The sequence below is a fragment of the Pantoea sp. UBA5923 genome, from assembly GCF_002431095.1.
Classification (GTDB): Bacteria; Pseudomonadota; Gammaproteobacteria; order Enterobacterales; family Enterobacteriaceae; genus Pantoea; species Pantoea piersonii.
The window spans coordinates 1-16563 of the sequence record NZ_DJDN01000025.1; the positions used below are offsets into that span (position 1 = coordinate 1).

The window sequence follows — 16563 nt, forward strand, 5'->3', positions numbered from 1 at the left end:
GATATCGGCGGCGGCACCACCGATCTGGCGATCACCCACTACCGCCTTGATGACGGCCAGGGCAATAACGTCAAAATCACCCCGCGCCTGCTGTTCCGCGAGGGATTCAAAGTCGCGGGCGACGATATTCTGTTGGACGTCATTCAGCTCTGGATCCTGCCCGCTCTGCAGCAGAGCCTGCAAAAGGCGGGTCTTGCCCTTGCCGAGCCGCTGCTGAACAAGCTGTTCGGTCATGATGGCCGCCTCGACGGTCAGGCCACGCTGCGCCAGCAGGCGACGCTGCAGCTGTTTATTCCACTGGCGCAGGCGGTGCTGGAGCGTTATGAGAACTGGGACCCGCTGGAGAGCCATGCGGAGATCAACGCCCTGTTCGGCGAACTGGTGGCCAGCCCGCCGGCCGACGCGGTGCTCGCCTTTATCAACGGCGAAATCCAGCGTGCGCTGGGTGCGGGCAGCGGTTTCGATCTGCTGGAAGTGCCGCTGATCGTCAGCCTGGCGCAGCTGCACGCCGAGTTTATGCAGCACCGCATGGCGATTATTCCGGCGCTGCGCTCGATGTGCGAGGTGGTGTCGCTCTATCAGTGCGACGTGCTGCTGCTCACCGGTCGGCCGTCGCGCTTCCCCGGCATTCAGGCGCTGGTGCGCCATCTGCAGCCGCTGCCGGGCAGCCGCATCCTGTCGCTGGAGGGCTATCACACCAGTGACTGGTATCCCTTCAACAAACATGGCCGTATCGATAACCCGAAATCCACCGCGGCGGTTGGCGCGATGCTCTGCCTGCTGGCGCTGGATCTGCGTCTGAACAGCTTCTGGTTCCGCGCGGGCGATTTCGAGCCCTACTCAACCATTCGCTACCTCGGCGTGCTCGACGAGAACCAGGCGTTGACCGACGATAACCTTTGCTACAGCGATATCGATCTCGACGATCAGGGTTTTGCGCTGGATCGTAAGAGCAGCTTCCGTATTCGCGGCAACGTCTGTCTTGGCTTCCGCCAGCTGGATAATGCCCGCTGGCCCGCTTCGCCGCTCTACAGCCTGACGCTGAACGACGCCCAGCTGGCGCGTAAAGTCGCCGGGGAGAGCGTGCTGCGCGTGAAGCTGGCGGTAGCGCCGGGCCCGACGCTGCCCGGCCCGGAGCGTCTGGTGCTGAGCGACGCGCGTCTTGACGACGGCACGCGCGTGCCGCTTGAACAGCTGAGCCTGAAGCTTAATACTCTCTCGCCGACGGGCAACGCCAACGCCCAGTACTGGATTGACAGCGGAAGCCTTTGTAAACGATGAGAACTGTAAAGCCCCGCCAGCCGCAAACGCTGGCAAAACGTCTTGGCCTGCTGCAGGAGGCGCTTAACGCCAGCCTGGAGTGGGTTGCCGAATACCGCGACGCCTCGCCGCGTCTGGCGCTGGAAGCGGACACCTTTACGCGCCAGCTGCGCCGCGCCCGCGCGCAGAGCGATGCGCTGGCCCAGCAGGTGGCGCGCCCGGTTACGCTGGCGCTGTTTGGCCAGTCGCAGGCGGGCAAAGCCTGGCTGCTGAACGAAATGGTCGCCGACGCGCAGGGCCAGATGCTGACGCGCCTCGGCGAAAAAACGCTGAACGTTTTTCAGCAGATCAATCCCGGCAACCTCGACTTTGCCGCCGCGACCCGCTACTGCCACCAGCGCGAAGCGCTCTCCGGCGAATGGCCGGTAGAGCTGGCGCTGCTGAACGAGGCGGAAATTGTACGTCTGGTGCTGAGCTGCCGCGGCGAAGCGCCGCAGCCGGAAAGCGGGCATCTCGATCAGCAGCTGCAGCGCCTGCAACGCCAGCGCCTCACTACGCCGGTCGGCGGGCTCGACAGCGACGCGCTGGTCACGCTCTGGGCCTGGAGCCGCCGTCACCGCTGTCATGACGCGCGGCTCGATCGCCATTTCTGGCCGCAGGCGGTAGAGCTTGCCCCCGCGCTCAGCGTGGACGACCGGGTACAGCTTTTCGCGCTGCTGTGGCCAAACCAGCCAGAGCTGAGCGAGGCGCTGCGCGCGCTGCTGCATTTACGTCATCAGCTGCGCAGCGCCAGCCGCGTGCTTGCGCCGCTCAGCCTGCTGGTCGACGACGCGCTGCTGCCGAGCGAACAGCTAATCGCACACGCCAGCGAGCAGGATCGTCAGATGAAAGTGGAAGTCTGCCCGCTTAACGGCAACCGCATCGGCAAGCCGCAGCAGGTGCCGCTCGGCTGGCTGGCGCTGCTGACGCTGGAGCTGGTGCTCCCTCTGAGCTCGACGCCGCGCACCGCACTCTATGACGACGCCGATATGCTGGATCTGCCTGCGCCCGGCATGCCTGCCGATGCAGCAGCGCAGGAGGAGCGTCAGCGGCTGGAACAGCAGGATCCGCTGCGCGCCCGGCTGCTCGAACAGAAACGCGCCCTGCTGCCCGGCCTCTACGCCGCGCGCCAGGGGATCGATTTAATGCTGGTCTGTACTGCCGCCAGCCAGCGGCAGGATGCCGATCTCGCCAGCCGCGCCCTGCGCGAATGGCAGCTGCATCAGCCGCCGCGGGAAAGCGGCGAAAAGCCGCGCCTGATTTGGGCGATTACCCCTTACGACGCGCGACATCAGCAGATCAACGTGGATGAGGCGGTGCAGCGCCAGATCGGCCAGCCCGGTCAGCGCTGGGGCTCGATGCTGGCGCTCGATCGCGCCGGCGTCGATCGGATGGCGGAGTGGCTTCAGGAAGAGATGCAGCCTGATGCGCGCCGCGACAGGCTGCTGACAGAGCTGCGCGCCCTGCAGCACAGCGTGCTGGAACGTCGCCTGCTGCCCTGGACCGAAGCCGACGCCAGCCCTGAGCAGGCCGCGCGCAAGCAGACCATCGCCGATTCGCTGCTGAAATGTCTGCAGCACCGCACCGGCCTGCATGGCGAACTGCTGGAGCGGCTGCAGCCGCCGCGGGAAGCGCTGCGTCAGCTCTGGCTCAGCCAGCATGACGCGCCCGCCACCGCTGCCGCGATCCGCACAGAGGCGCCGGCGCAGCACTTCGGCGTCGGGTTTGAATTCGATCTCTTTAGCGATACGCCGCTGGCAGAGCCTGCGAGCGTGCCGCATCACGTCAGCGCCGCCGGTCAGAGTTTTGCCCGTCAGGTGATGGCGCTGTGGCTCGATCACCTGCGCGAACTGCCGGAGAACCGCAGCCTGCTGACGTTGCTGAATGTGGATCGCGTTACGCTGGAGTGGCTGGTAGAGGAGTTAATTGTCGCCAGCTTCCGTCTCGATATGCTGACTTCGCTGGAGCAGGCGCTGCATGAGCCGGAAAACCCGTCCGTTAGCCATGAGTCGCGCGCCGATCGCCAGGTGTCCCGCGCGATGACGGTGCTGGGCGATTTTGTCGCCTGGCTGGGTTTTTTACAACGCGACGACGCCGAACGGCCGCCGAGCCGCGTCAATCGCGGTCAGCCTGTTTTTGCGCGTCCGCCCGCGCCGAGCGTCAACTTTTCCGCCGGGCAGCGTCTGACGCGCTTATCCGCCGCGCCCGCCAACCATACCGCCTACTATATTTATGACTGGCTGGTGGGACTGAACTCTGTGATCCTCGAGAACAACGGGTACGCCGGCGGCCGCGATGTCACGCCTGCGGCGCGCGACGCCCTGGCCGCCATCCTCAAGACGCTGCGCAGCTAATCCCGCTTCAGGTGCAGGTCGCCGTCCAGCGCCTGCGCCGCCTCTTCCAGCAGTTCCAGTACGGCGGCGAACTCGTCGCTCTTTTCCAGACCCGCCGCATGGCGCAGATGAATACGCGCCGGCAGCGCCATGCCGCCGGTCAGCCAGTCCCACAGCGCGTCGAGATTATTGCCGAAGGCGAACGGGCAGTGGCTCTGCTGCGCCAGCGTCTGATAGAGCGCGTCGCGATTCGGCAGGCGCTGAAAATCGAGCGTAATCTTCAGCATCTTCAGGGCACCTGCTTAAAGCTGCGATAGTGATCGGTAGTGATATAGACCAGACCGTCTGAGGAGTAGACCAGCCGGTCCGCCTCGCGGTGGCCGCAGCGATAGTTGACGTCCGCCTCATACCATAAGCGTCCGCTGCGCTGCGGCAGGCGCTTTTCACGGTTGCCGAAGCGATCGCCGCCGATCGCCTTGCCCGGCAGAACTTCGCACAGGTTGCCTTTAGCGGGATCCCAGCCGAGGCGCCGCGCGTCGTTTTTGCTGATGTAATAGGCTGGCAGCTGCTGATGTTGCAGCAGGTAACGCGCCACGGTGCGCGCATCCGTCAGCGAGCTGATATCGCTGGCGTTTGACGAAGGTGATGAATTCAGATGGGGTTTAAAACCGGCCCAGGCGGCCGCAAGCACGATAACCAGTGCAATCCAGAGTTTTTTCGACATGATGGCATCCCAGACAACAGGACGCTGATGATACCAGCTTTAACGTTCAGATACAGCGCGGGCCAGCATTGCTGGCCCTGCGGGGATCACTGCATCGCTTGCATCTGCGACCCATGGCGACGCCATGCGCCTGGCGCGACGCCATACTGGCGTTTAAAGCTGCGGTTGAAGGATTGCTGCGAGTCGAAGCCCAGCGAAATCGCTACGTTGAGGATAGGCTCGTTGGTGGTAGTCAGACGATCCGCGGATTTCTTCAGTTTCTTGATGCGAATGTACTCACCCAGCGGGTAGCCGGTGTGCTCTTTAAACATACGCTGCAGGTGCCATTTGGAATAGCCTGCGCGCTCCGATACGGTGTCCAGATCCAGACGTGCTTCGATGTTGTTATCAATCCAGTCGATTAGATCGTGAATAAATGCGTCGCTCATCATCCCATTTTCTCCCGTCGCCGTTGCGAACAGTATCAGTATCAGTTGCAATTACACTTTAAGGGTGACTGACTTTGCCATTTAATGCAAGTTGAATTGATACATTAAATGCCGCACTCGCCGTAAGGTCATTCTGCGCCCCGCTACGCCTGCGCATGGCATCAGCCAAAACCGCACATAAAGTGTATCAGATATTCTTGCAGTTGCTGGATACCCGAGCCTACACTCCTCGCGATAAATTGCAATCTTAAAAGTTGCAAATATTGGCCCGCCCTTGTGGGCTCTTTTTTAACGCTATGCGGAATAACAATAATGAACAGACAAACGAAGTGGGTTCGTCAGGGTTCAACCCTTCTGGGCGCGGTGCTGCTAAGCAGCATACTCAGCGGATGTGACAAAGGCGTGGCGCAAAACGCCCCGCCGCCGCCCCCTCAGGTCAGCGTCGCCGATGTGGTGGTGAAACCGGTTAGCCAGTGGGACAGCTTTAACGGGCGCATCGAGGCGGTGCAGAGCGTGCAGCTGCGTCCGCGCGTCTCCGGCTATATCGACGCCGTAAACTACCGTGAAGGCGACGAAGTGAAAAAAGGACAGGTGCTGTTCACTATCGATGACCGCACCTACCGCGCCGCGCTGGAGCAGGCGAAAGCCGAACTGGCGCGCGCCCGCAGTCAGGCCGCGCTGGCGCGCAGCGAATCGGCGCGTACCGAAAAGCTGATCGGCACCCAGGCGATTTCGCGCGAGCAGTGGGAACAGCGTCGCTCTGCCGCCAGCCAGGCGCAGGCGGACGTGCTCTCTGCCGAAGCGGCCGTGGATATGGCGCAGCTCAATCTTGACTTTACCCGCGTGACCGCGCCGATCGACGGACGCGCCAGCCGCGCCATGATCACCACTGGCAACCTGGTGACCGCCGGCGACAGCGCCAGCGTGCTTACCACGCTGGTGTCGCAGGATCGCATGTATGTCTACTTCGATGTCGATGAAACCACCTTCCTCCACTACCAGGCGATGGCGCGTCAGGGAGAGCAGCGCGGGTCGCTGCCGGTCGAGATCGGCCTGGCGGGGGAAAACGGCTATCCGCACCGCGGCATGGTTGACTTTACCGACAACCAGCTTACCGCCAGCACCGGCACCATCCGCATGCGCGCCCAGCTTGATAACCGCCAGCGTCAGTTTACGCCCGGCCTCTTCTCTCGCGTACGCCTGCCGGGCAGCGCGCAGTTCCAGGCGCTGCTGATTGACGATAAAGCGGTGCTCACCGACCAGGACCGCAAATATGTCTATGTGGTGGACAAAGATGGCAAGGCGCAGCGCCGCGATATTCAGCCCGGCGCGATGGCCGAAGGGTTGCGCATCGTGAAAAGCGGGCTGCAGTCGGGCGATCGGGTGATTGTCGATGGGCTGCAAAAAGTGTTTATGCCCGGAATGCCGGTAACGGCCCAGCAGGTCGCGATGCGCGCGGCTAACGCCAACTAACTGAGGCTACTGCCGCTATGGACTTTTCCCGCTTTTTTATCGACCGGCCGATATTTGCCGCCGTTTTGTCGATTTTGATTTTTGTGACCGGCCTGATCGCCATTCCGCTGCTGCCGATCAGCGAATACCCGGACGTCGTGCCGCCCAGCGTGCAGGTACGCGCTGAATATCCCGGCGCGAATCCGAAGGTCATCGCCGACTCCGTGGCGACGCCGCTGGAAGAAGCGATCAACGGCGTTGAAAATATGATGTATATGAAGTCGGTGGCCGGTTCCGACGGCGTGCTGGTGACTACCGTCACCTTCCGCCCGGGCACCGATCCCGATCAGGCGCAGGTGCAGGTGCAGAACCGCGTTGCGCAGGCGGAAGCGCGTCTGCCGGAAGATGTGCGCCGCCTCGGTATCACCACCCAGAAGATGTCGCCGACGCTGACGCTGGTGGTGCATATGTTCTCGCCACACGGCAAGTATGACTCGCTCTACCTGCGCAACTACGCCACGCTGAAGGTGAAGGATGAGCTGGCGCGCCTGCCGGGCGTCGGTCAGATCCAGATCTTCGGCGCGGGCGAATATGCGATGCGCGTCTGGCTCGATCCCAATAAAGTGGCCGCGCGCGGCCTGACCGCCGCCGACGTGGTAACGGCGATGCAGGAGCAGAACGTGCAGGTTTCGGCTGGTCAGCTCGGCGCTGAGCCGCTGAAAAAGCAGTCTGACTTTCTGTTATCCATCAATACCGCGGGCCGCCTCGAAAACGAGCAGCAGTTCGGCAATATCATTCTGAAAACCTCTGACGACGGCTCGCTGGTGCGGCTGCGCGACGTGGCGCGCATTGAGATGGGTTCCGGCAGCTACGCGCTGCGTTCGCAGCTCAATAATAAAGATGCGGTCGGTATCGGTATTTTCCAGGCGCCGGGCGCAAACGCCATCGATCTCTCTAACGCGGTGCGCGCCAAAATGAACGAGCTGGCGACGCGTTTCCCGGATGATGTGCAGTGGGCCGCGCCTTACGACCCGACGGTGTTCGTACGCGACTCCATCAGCGCGGTGGTGCATACGCTGCTGGAAGCGGTCGCCCTGGTGGTTCTGGTAGTGATCCTGTTTCTGCAAACCTGGCGCGCCTCGATTATTCCGCTGCTGGCGGTACCGGTCTCGGTGGTCGGCACCTTTAGCGTGCTCTATCTGCTCGGCTTTTCGCTCAACACCCTGAGCCTGTTCGGGCTGGTGCTGGCTATCGGCATTGTGGTGGATGACGCCATCGTGGTGGTGGAAAACGTTGAGCGTAATATCGCGCTGGGCCTCTCGCCGCAGGCAGCGGCGCATCAGGCGATGCGCGAAGTATCCGGGCCGATTATCGCTATCGCGCTGGTGCTGTGCGCGGTGTTTGTGCCGATGGCGTTTCTCTCTGGCGTTACCGGTCAGTTCTATAAGCAGTTCGCGGTAACCATCGCAATTTCGACGGTGATCTCCGCCATTAACTCGCTGACGCTCTCGCCTGCGCTGGCGGCGAAGCTGCTGAAAGACCACCACGCGCCGAAAGATATTCCAACGCGCATTATCGATCGCCTGCTCGGCTGGCTGTTCCGTCCGTTTAACCGCTTCTTTAACAGCAGCGCACACGGCTATGAAGGGCTGGTCGGCAAAACGCTGCGTCGACGCGGCGCGGTCTTCGGCGTCTATGTGCTGCTGCTGGCGGGCGCGGCCTTTATGTTCCACGCTGTGCCGGGCGGGTTTATCCCGACGCAGGATAAGCTCTACCTGATCGGCGGCGTGAAAATGCCGGAAGGTTCATCGCTGGAGCGTACCGATGAGATGATCCGCAAGATGAGCGAAATCGGTATGAACACCGAAGGCGTTGCCTACTCCGTCGCCTTCCCCGGCCTGAATGCGCTGCAGTTCACCAACACGCCGAATACCGGTACGGTGTTCTTCGGCCTGAAGCCGTTCAGCGAGCGTAAGCACAGCGCGGCGGAGATCAACGCTGAAATCAACGCGAAAATCTCTCAGCTGCAGCAAGGGTTCGGCTTCTCGATTATGCCGCCGCCGATTCTGGGCCTTGGCCAGGGTTCGGGCTATTCGCTCTACGTGCAGGATCGCGCGGGTCTGGGCTACGGCGCGCTGCAGACGGCGATCAACACCCTTTCCGGCGCGGTCATGCAGACCCCAGGCATGCACTATCCGATCTCCTCTTACCAGGCGAACGTGCCGCAGCTGGATGTGCAGGTCGATCGCGATAAAGCCAAGGCGCAGGGCGTGTCGCTGACCGATCTTTTCAGCACGCTGCAAACCTATCTCGGCTCCTCATATGTTAACGACTTTAACCGTTTTGGTCGCACCTGGCGCGTGATGGCGCAGGCGGACGGTGAATTCCGCGACAGCGTGGAAGATATCGCCAACCTGCGCACCCGCAACGATCGCGGCGAAATGGTGCCGGTCGGCAGCATGGTACATATCACCACCACTTACGGGCCCGATCCGGTGATCCGCTATAACGGCTATCCGGCAGCGGATCTGATTGGCGATGCCGACCCGCGCGTACTCTCTTCTGCGCAGGCGATGACCCAGCTGGAAGCGATGTCCGGTCAGCTGTTGCCGAACGGCATGAATATCGAGTGGACCGATCTGAGCTATCAGCAGGCGACGCAGGGGAATACCGCCTTTATCGTCTTCCCGGTGGCGGTGCTGCTGGCGTTCCTGGTGCTTGCCGCGCTCTATGAGAGCTGGACGCTGCCGCTGGCAGTAATTCTGATTGTGCCGGTGACGATGCTGTCGGCGCTGGTCGGCGTCTGGCTGACGGGCGGCGATAACAACGTCTTCGTACAGGTCGGCCTGGTGGTGCTGATGGGGCTGGCGTGTAAGAACGCCATTCTTATCGTGGAGTTCGCCCGCGAGCTGGAGATGCAGGGCAAAGGCATCGTGGAGGCAGCGCTGGAAGCCTGTCGCCTGCGTCTGCGTCCTATTGTGATGACCTCTATCGCCTTTATCGCCGGTACTGTGCCGCTGATTCTGGGCGAAGGCGCGGGCGCCGAAGTGCGTGGCGTTACCGGTATTACCGTGTTCGCCGGGATGCTGGGCGTCACCCTGTTCGGCCTGTTCCTGACGCCGGTGTTTTACGTGACGCTGCGTAAGCTGGTGACGCGCAAAGCGCCGAAAGAAACGTTGCAGACTGTGTAATGAATAAAGGGCAATCTCTGGGTTGCCCTTTATCACTCTCTTACTGCAGAAATAAAAAAAGCCGCTGATGCGGCTTTTAATCATTTTGCATGATAAGACTTTTTATTACGACTTAGGACGCGTCAGGAAAACCAGGGTGCCGATGATAATATCGCCGACTACCCAGAGAATACCTAGCATCATCGCTCCCATGCCCGCGCCTAAAGCAGCTCCGGCCCGCTCAGCATCAGAAGCCGCATTGTTGACTACCTCTCCGCTTGCCCCCAGCCCTTTGAAAACGGCCCTTGCATAAGTCGGCGCTTTATTTTAAACGCAACGTGTGAACTGGCTGTTTTATTGCGTATACCTTGCTGTCCCACCCGGTATTCTCAACCCTTGCTTTAGACTGGTTCGTATTTGGCAATGGCTATCTTGAAATGCGAAAAAACCGGTTAAGCGGTCCGCTAGGGTTTCGGCATTCGCTCGCAAAATATACCCACCGGGGCAGCGATCTTGATAATTACTGGTTTGTCCAACGGTGGAATGAGGAACATCAGTTTGCGCCAGGTAGTGTCTGCCACGTCATTAATCCCGATATACATCAGGAGATCTATGGGCTGCCTGAATATATGTCTGCGCTGCTCGCCGCAGCACTGTCGCACTCTGCTGACACTTTCCGCAAGCTCTACTACGACAACGGATCGCACGCAGGTTGCATCGTTTATGTCGGCGCCGGTCAGATTGATGATAAGAGCATGGCGGCTGTTAAAGAGACTCTGACCGGCGCGCGCGGACGTGGCGCATTTAAGAATCTGCTTTTGCACGCGCCGGGCGGTGGTAAAGATGGTGTACAGATTTTGCCGTTCAGCCAGATTACGGCAAAGGATGAGTTTGTGAATATTAAAGGCGTTTCGCGTGACGATATGTTAGCTGCTCATCGCGTGCCGTCGCAGCTAATGGGTGCCATGCCAGACGGCAATGGATCTTTCGGTGACATTGAAAAAGCCGCGCGCGTATACGCGATTAATGAACTTGCCCCCACCATGGCGGCATTAAAACACGTCGATGAATGGCTCGGTGAAGAAGTGATCCGTTTTAATCCCTACGCCCTTCTCGAAAAGCAACTGTAACCCGCCGGGCCGCCCGGCCCGTCTGCTTCATTCCTTTCGTTTCCCTTAAATCTTCGTATGAAAATGCAGCAACGTACACCACAGCTGCGTACGTGCGAGCTACCCGGCGTTTATCTGGTGCGGACTTATTATCATCCCAAAACCCTCGTAAAAACGGCAGGGTTCGCCAGAAACATCCGATCTTGATAACCCCCTTACCTTAACTCGTTGCGCGGGCTGGCCCCCCGCACCTGCGCGCATCAATCCCTCTTTTTTTCGTGCAAGCGTAGATCCTCGCGATGGCAGGCGCAGCGCGGCTTGAGCGCGATAAGATCCAGTGAATGAAATTGTGCAAAATTGTGCCTTTTTTTGCGGTACAACGTTTGTCGAAACTTTTTACTTGATTCAAGTGCAGTAACTAAGCTTGGCTAGCGGGAGATTTTCAACCGGGAGACGCTGCGCAAATGTATTCGAATTTTCCATAGATGATAATAAAAAGCCCCAGAAATGAGGCTTTTGAATGAAATATTAAGTTCTGATAGGCACTGTCGCCTGAGGCTGAATAGGAGCCAAAATTTGGTTATAACTCCTTAAGATATCGTTATACAAATCTGGGTGCTTGTTTGCAGTTATTGTTAGTATTAAGGCGTATTTTATTTTATCTGCCTTATTATTTTGTATGGCTCCTCCTCCCTGCCTTGCATTGTAATGAATGTCAAATACAGGTTTATTCAGAGAAGAGCCACGCATTCCTTTTGATGCGTGTAGAACTGTTTCCCACTTACCCATATCGGAACGGCGCTCTTGCTCATTTGCATATTTTTTAAGCTCAAAAAAACCTTTAGTATCAGCATTCTGAGCACCCTTTTTGATCTTGCTTTCGTCTGGTCGGAACGAAATTTCGAGACCAGCTTTTGTATAAGAAGCAGAATCCTGAGGGTCAACAGATGTCGAATAACAGAAAGTAGCAGTTAGATTAACCATTCCGTTAAGGCCGCCATCAGGTATTGGTAAAGCGGCTCTCAAATACTTACCGGGCTTCAGCTCACCCTGATATACTATTCGAGCTACTCCATTAGGACTTACAATTATATCATTGATATCTTCAGGTAACTTCCCCCATCCAACTTCTGCATGGGGGAAGCCCTTTTGAGAGCATGAGTGAATCATAAGTGCTTTTATTGCTAAAATTGTCAAATCCCCGCCCAAAAGAGCTTTGATTCCAACGGCCGTTCGTAATGCATATGGCGCAGCAAAACTTGTACCTCGTTGAGGTGCAATTGCAGGGGTTGCATCCTCAGTTAAAACATGAAAATACTCACTTTCTTCACCACCAAAAGCAATTAAATCGGGCTTGATAACGCCGGGGCTTCTACCTGGGCCTAAAGCGCTATAAGACGAACGTGCCCATTTATTAGAATCTGTGGAGTTAGCCGCCCCAACTGAAAGTCCATTTACAGAATCCGCTGGGACTTGAATTCTTGCATTACCAGACTCCTGATCCATTTCACCATTATTACCTACAGCGATTGTCATTAAAGTTTCACCATCGCTGAGTAAATCATCGATCACAGAAGTCCATGCATGAACTTCTGAATCTTCTATAGGCAAATTAGGTCCTAAACTCAGATTGAGAAATTGATACTGCCTCGAAAGCAATACCTCTTCTATTAAACCTAGTGTTCTGTAAAGCTCAAGGGGGTCTTCCTTGCATATATCAGCATCTAAAACTCTCAGATGGTCAACATAAGAATATGGACGAGGAGCAATAGTTCTGGCTTTTAAAGGACCAAAAAGAAAAGCAGAGGTTACTGCAAGGCCATGCTGTAATGCATCACTATCATCTGCTGCTCCATCATCCAAAACTCTATATGAATTAAGCCATTTCTGTATAGGGTGTTTTTGGGGCAGACCGCCATCTAAAATAGCAACCCTTAAGTCACTCACAGGTGGATCGCTTGGCAATAACGTTTGAATTTGAGCCCCAGCAGCTCTTTGAATTGGACGAATGCCCCGTAAAGGAGGCACAGGCCGGATCACCCTAACAAATGTAAATAAGGATAAAACCTCAATTTTTGCTGGTTCACACTGAACCGGTACAAACCAAAGATTGCCCGCACTAAATGAAAGTTCCGAGTAAGGAGTAACATCATTAGCTTCGGCATAACGTATAAAAGCAGACTGAACAAGATCGCTATTGTCACTCGGTAAAAGATGTATGCCTACCTCATAAAACTCACCAGCGTCTTTCTTATTAGCCGCAACAATCCTTTCTTGTGGTTTATAAGCAGAAAACGCTTCAATTCGCGCAAAATCTATCGCTTCGTCACTACCATCCTCCAGAGACTGTACCCATGGAAGTATATTTTTAAAAGAAGAGCGCTTACCTGCCACAAAAATTAGAGTAGTTGGAAACTCAGTAACCTCAACTTTCCGTTTCCAACCGTCTGGCTTAATCTTTACTGTTTTGCTCCCTACTGATTGCAAATTATTTTCCCTAAGCATTGTGTCAGGGAAAAAAGAACGAGCAATATAACTAGGGTTAAGTGTTAAGCTAGCGACGGCATAATCATTTGGACAAGCACCAGCCGGTAAGCCGTCAAAATCAGAATTAGCTTGTTCAAGCTGAGGCATTAACCTCTGCTTTGCTTCAGCAAGAGTATAAACCTCAGATTTATCCATACCACGACGAGGGCCAGCAACAGCACTTGCCAGCAACTCACCACGACCTATTAAAAAGTTAGTAGCCATCTCAATTCCTTTTATGTAATTGTGCCTTCGGAAGCACGATGTTTACGTATCGTGTCTCGACTAACCCCGGTAATATCTGAGATAGAATGCTGTGAGAGCTTAGTCTCTTTACTGAGACTTAAAGCCACCTCCAACTTCTCAGGGCGTTCCAATAGAGAAATTCTGCTTTTTACAAACTCTTCAATTAATTCTTGATCGGATGCAATACCTAAGGCCACAGCTCTGCGAAATTTATTTATTTCCTTTTCAATATTGCTAAAGGATTCATTTTTAAAAGTTAGAACTAGAATATCAACCCACCGTGAGAACATGGCAAAATCAGGTCCAGAAAACCTTTTTATCGCATCAGAAATGCTTGCAGCATCAGGCCTATCAAAATTAACAATCATGTCGAAACGACGCCATAAAGCAGGATCAATTAGCTCCTCATGGTTAGTCGCTGCAAGCAATAGAGATTCTGCAGGCCATTCATCAACTTCCTGCAAGATCACAGTCACCAGCCTTTTGAGCTCTCCAATATCAGAATCGTCACTTCTTTTTTTTGCTATAGAATCAATTTCATCGAGTAATAGTATGCATGGTTTTTTCTTTGCATAGTCCAATGCCGCTCTTAGGTTATTACCACTTTTCCCAAGATAACTACTCATAACTGCTGTTAAATCAAGGGTATAAAAAGGCACATTAAGTTTTTTTGCCAACCAAGCCGCAGTTAAAGTTTTCCCCACTCCTGGGGGGCCTACAAAAATTGCAGATCGGGTGGGGGGCAAACCCAAGTCATTTAACCGCTGAATATTCTTACGCTCAAGTATAAGTCTATCCAGAGCCGACTCATTTTTTTCAGAAAGCACAGGCTTCTCAAGCACATCTTTCAAAACAGGTATTTTAAGTAAACTCAAACGTGATTCATTGTCAACGGGCAGCGCTTGCTCAGAAACAATGCTTGCAGGATTTGGGCCCTTACGCAAACTTTGATGGCTGCCTGCAGGCTTCGCACGCAAGTATTGATCAAGCTGCGTCGCCAAGTCAGGTGATGTCTCCCGATACTTACGAACTAAACGTGCAACATACAAACGGACGTCGTCATATTGGTTGTTCAGAACCAGCCTCACTAGCTGGGCTAAATCTGACTTCAAACCTGATAGTTCGCCCATAAAAATAAAAACCTCTTATAAAACAATTGATTAAGATTTGCATCACTGGAATAGTTGTAATTATGGCATCTTCTGAGAAATTTGGAAAGACAGAAACACTATATAAATGTACAGGAAGAGCTGAAAGTCAGTTCGCATCACATACCCTCCATTTGGCTTAAATCTGGAAAGTTTAGGTTCCTGAATCTGGAAGAATCTGAGGTTAGGGATACAGGGTGTAAGCAGATATTGAAAATACAGCCCAGATACTTATTTTGTCTAAAGACTTATGTGGGAACACCTTCCACGCTCGACCGATTAACGCGGCTCGCTAATCGTTGCTGTAGAAGCAATATTTACTTAGATTCTCATGCATCAGTCTTTGTGCAGGGCTTTTTCTTCTGCCCATGGTTCAGTCAGATGACATATCAAACCGCGCCTTTATTTCGGCGACGTGACACGCGCCACCAGTTACTAACAAATCCAACTGGTTCGGATTTGATCTTCTTGTCACGCGCATAATATCGCCTTCCGTCTTTCACAAACGAACCGCCAGCAGCGAAACTGCGCGCCAGAAGGGCTAGGCCGGCATCATTCAAATCTTCAGACCAGCCAAACGATCTTGCTTCAGCGATTAGCTCCGCCAAGCAAGCATCACCTGACAGTGAGGTCGGTAGTTTCTTGTGCTGTGCGTCATTTCTGAGCCGCGTTAACATTTCACGCCGCTCCCGCCGTGTCATAGTTGCAATATTCTCCACCGTTGTTGGCGCGGCATCACCATCGGGCGGAATCAAACTGCCGAAATTTTCATCTGTGCGACAGTTATTGCCGCGAGTCCAAGTACGATAAATCGTGAAATCTCAGTTCTAGGCGGTTTGTATACCGCTCTGATCAATGCCGGTCTTTTTAGAGATGAGCATCCAATCAGGGGCATAGCTAAGCTCAAAGAAGCACATCCAGCAACAACTTACCTTTTGCAGACTGAAATATCTTCGCTACTCGATGCTTTGAACGGGGATAACAAACGCATCGCTATTTTGTGCCTGAGCACAGGTGCCCGCTGGAGCGAGGCAGCAGGATTGAGGAGAGAACAGATTACTCACAATCGCGTGACCTATCTCAAGACCAAAACGCATCGCGTGCGCTCAGTTCCCATTTCTGGCGACGTTGCATCAGCGATACTGCAACGGGAAACCGGATTGTTATTTTCTGAAAAAGATTACGTATTGTTTCGCACCATCCTACGCGAAGTTAAACCCGACCTGCCCAAAGGTCAGGCGACGCACGTTATGCGGCATACGTTCGCTACTCATTTCATGATAAACGGCGGGAATATAATTACGCTGCAACGAATACTGGGACATCAGGATATCTCTCAAACGATGAGATAGGCACATTTTGCACCTGATTACCTGGCAGATGCAGTACGTCTTAATCCGCTTAAAGGTAAGGCTAAAATCACGGACAAAACGTCCACAGAGTGTCCACGCTCGGATCACATTGAATGGGTTTGAGTATGTTGCAATGCAGGCGCGGCGGGCACTGAACCCAGGCACACCGCCCCGGCAGGCATAAAAAAAGCCGCATCAGCGGCTTTTTTTACAGAGATCCTCTATCGCACCCGGCTCCAGTACCGCTGCACACTCGGTTTCATTGCCTTTTTTTAGCTCTTCGAGCGCGTCGGCAACGGTGCGTTTTTCCAGAACTTCCAGCGACGCCTGTTCGGCCTCATCCGCAATGGATTTAAAGTACCAGCAGAGATTGGCGCTGACCAGGCAGCGCGGCGCAACGTCTGGACGCGACGCCCAGAGCTTTTTGTCTTCAATCACTGAGGTGTAAATATCGCGCAGCGTGATTTCGCTGGCCGGACGACCTAAATGGATCGAACCGGTGCGGCCAAGCGTCGAGACGATAATGCCGTCGCGGGTTAGCGGAACCATTAGCTTACGGATGAAACTGGGGTTCGCCTCAAGGCCGTATGCCAGAATAGCGCTGGTCGAGCGTTTACCCATTTGCTCCGCCATCGCTACGCTAAGAACCATTTGCAAAGCTGTCGGGAAGCGGTAATCAAGCATTTCTTTATCCTGAGTTGCGGTGCATCTTATTGTTTTATTGCCGCGTAAGTGAACATTCAGTGAGCAATAAATATAACAAACACTGTTGCTTT

General features: G+C 55.1%; 11 protein-coding genes and 2 pseudogenes. 6 read left to right on the forward strand and 7 right to left on the reverse strand.

What is annotated here, in order from left to right; translation table 11 throughout:
• Positions 1 to 1281: virulence factor SrfB (locus tag B3797_RS05970; protein WP_311790626.1), on the forward strand; the 1281-nt coding region annotated here is incomplete at its 5' end.
• Positions 1278 to 3653, forward strand: coding sequence for a virulence factor SrfC family protein (locus tag B3797_RS05975; RefSeq protein ID WP_311790627.1), 2376 nt, complete (start codon positions 1278 to 1280; stop codon positions 3651 to 3653). The genes B3797_RS05970 and B3797_RS05975, both read left to right, overlap by 4 nt.
• On the opposite strand, the gene B3797_RS05980 is transcribed toward B3797_RS05975, so the two are convergent.
• The 3 genes from B3797_RS05980 to B3797_RS05990 all read right to left on the reverse strand — a co-directional run bounded on the left by B3797_RS05980 (position 3650) and on the right by B3797_RS05990 (position 4787).
• The gene (locus B3797_RS05980; RefSeq protein ID WP_311781483.1) at positions 3650 to 3919 is read right to left on the reverse strand and encodes a barstar family protein; all 270 of its coding nucleotides are present in this window, start codon (positions 3917 to 3919) and stop codon (positions 3650 to 3652) included. The two genes, B3797_RS05975 and B3797_RS05980, sit on opposite strands and share 4 nt — an antisense overlap.
• Before the next feature lie 2 nt (positions 3920 to 3921).
• Positions 3922 to 4356, reverse strand: a complete 435-nt coding sequence (locus tag B3797_RS05985; RefSeq protein WP_311790628.1) for a ribonuclease domain-containing protein — start codon at positions 4354 to 4356, stop codon at positions 3922 to 3924.
• 86 nt (positions 4357 to 4442) lie between these two features.
• A complete protein-coding gene (locus B3797_RS05990; protein ID WP_311781485.1) occupies positions 4443 to 4787 on the reverse strand; it encodes a helix-turn-helix domain-containing protein in 345 nt (114 codons plus the stop codon).
• A 309-nt stretch (positions 4788 to 5096) separates the two neighbouring features.
• On the opposite strand from B3797_RS05990, the gene B3797_RS05995 reads away from it, so the two are divergent.
• From B3797_RS05995 to B3797_RS06005, 3 genes and pseudogenes are all read left to right on the forward strand, one after another.
• Positions 5097 to 6257 (forward strand): efflux RND transporter periplasmic adaptor subunit, encoded by a 1161-nt coding sequence (locus B3797_RS05995; RefSeq protein WP_126688838.1) that lies wholly within the window; start codon positions 5097 to 5099, stop codon positions 6255 to 6257.
• Positions 6258 to 6274: 17 nt separating this feature from the next.
• Complete coding sequence (oqxB, locus tag B3797_RS06000) at positions 6275 to 9427, forward strand: multidrug efflux RND transporter permease subunit OqxB (protein ID WP_311790629.1); 3153 nt, start codon at positions 6275 to 6277, stop codon at positions 9425 to 9427.
• A 287-nt stretch (positions 9428 to 9714) separates the two neighbouring features.
• Positions 9715 to 10536, forward strand: a pseudogene (locus tag B3797_RS06005) (phage portal protein); the annotation flags it as partial.
• A 507-nt stretch (positions 10537 to 11043) separates the two neighbouring features.
• Here B3797_RS06005 and B3797_RS06010 read toward each other — a convergent pair.
• The 3 genes from B3797_RS06010 to B3797_RS06020 all read right to left on the reverse strand — a co-directional run bounded on the left by B3797_RS06010 (position 11044) and on the right by B3797_RS06020 (position 15112).
• Positions 11044 to 13266: a S8 family peptidase gene (locus tag B3797_RS06010; RefSeq protein WP_311790630.1), complete on the reverse strand. Its 2223-nt coding sequence runs from the start codon at positions 13264 to 13266 to the stop codon at positions 11044 to 11046.
• An 11-nt stretch (positions 13267 to 13277) separates the two neighbouring features.
• Positions 13278 to 14417, reverse strand: a complete 1140-nt coding sequence (locus B3797_RS06015; protein ID WP_311790631.1) for an AAA family ATPase — start codon at positions 14415 to 14417, stop codon at positions 13278 to 13280.
• Positions 14418 to 14824: 407 nt separating this feature from the next.
• The gene (locus tag B3797_RS06020; RefSeq protein WP_311790632.1) at positions 14825 to 15112 is read right to left on the reverse strand and encodes a hypothetical protein; all 288 of its coding nucleotides are present in this window, start codon (positions 15110 to 15112) and stop codon (positions 14825 to 14827) included.
• A gap of 120 nt (positions 15113 to 15232) precedes the next feature.
• Between B3797_RS06020 and B3797_RS06025 the strand changes: the two are divergent.
• A pseudogene (locus B3797_RS06025) lies at positions 15233 to 15910 on the forward strand (tyrosine-type recombinase/integrase); the annotation flags it as partial.
• A gap of 72 nt (positions 15911 to 15982) precedes the next feature.
• On the opposite strand, the gene B3797_RS06030 reads toward B3797_RS06025, so the two are convergent.
• A complete protein-coding gene (locus B3797_RS06030) occupies positions 15983 to 16471 on the reverse strand; it encodes an RrF2 family transcriptional regulator (protein WP_311781489.1) in 489 nt (162 codons plus the stop codon).
• Positions 16472 to 16563: the final 92 nt, after the last annotated feature.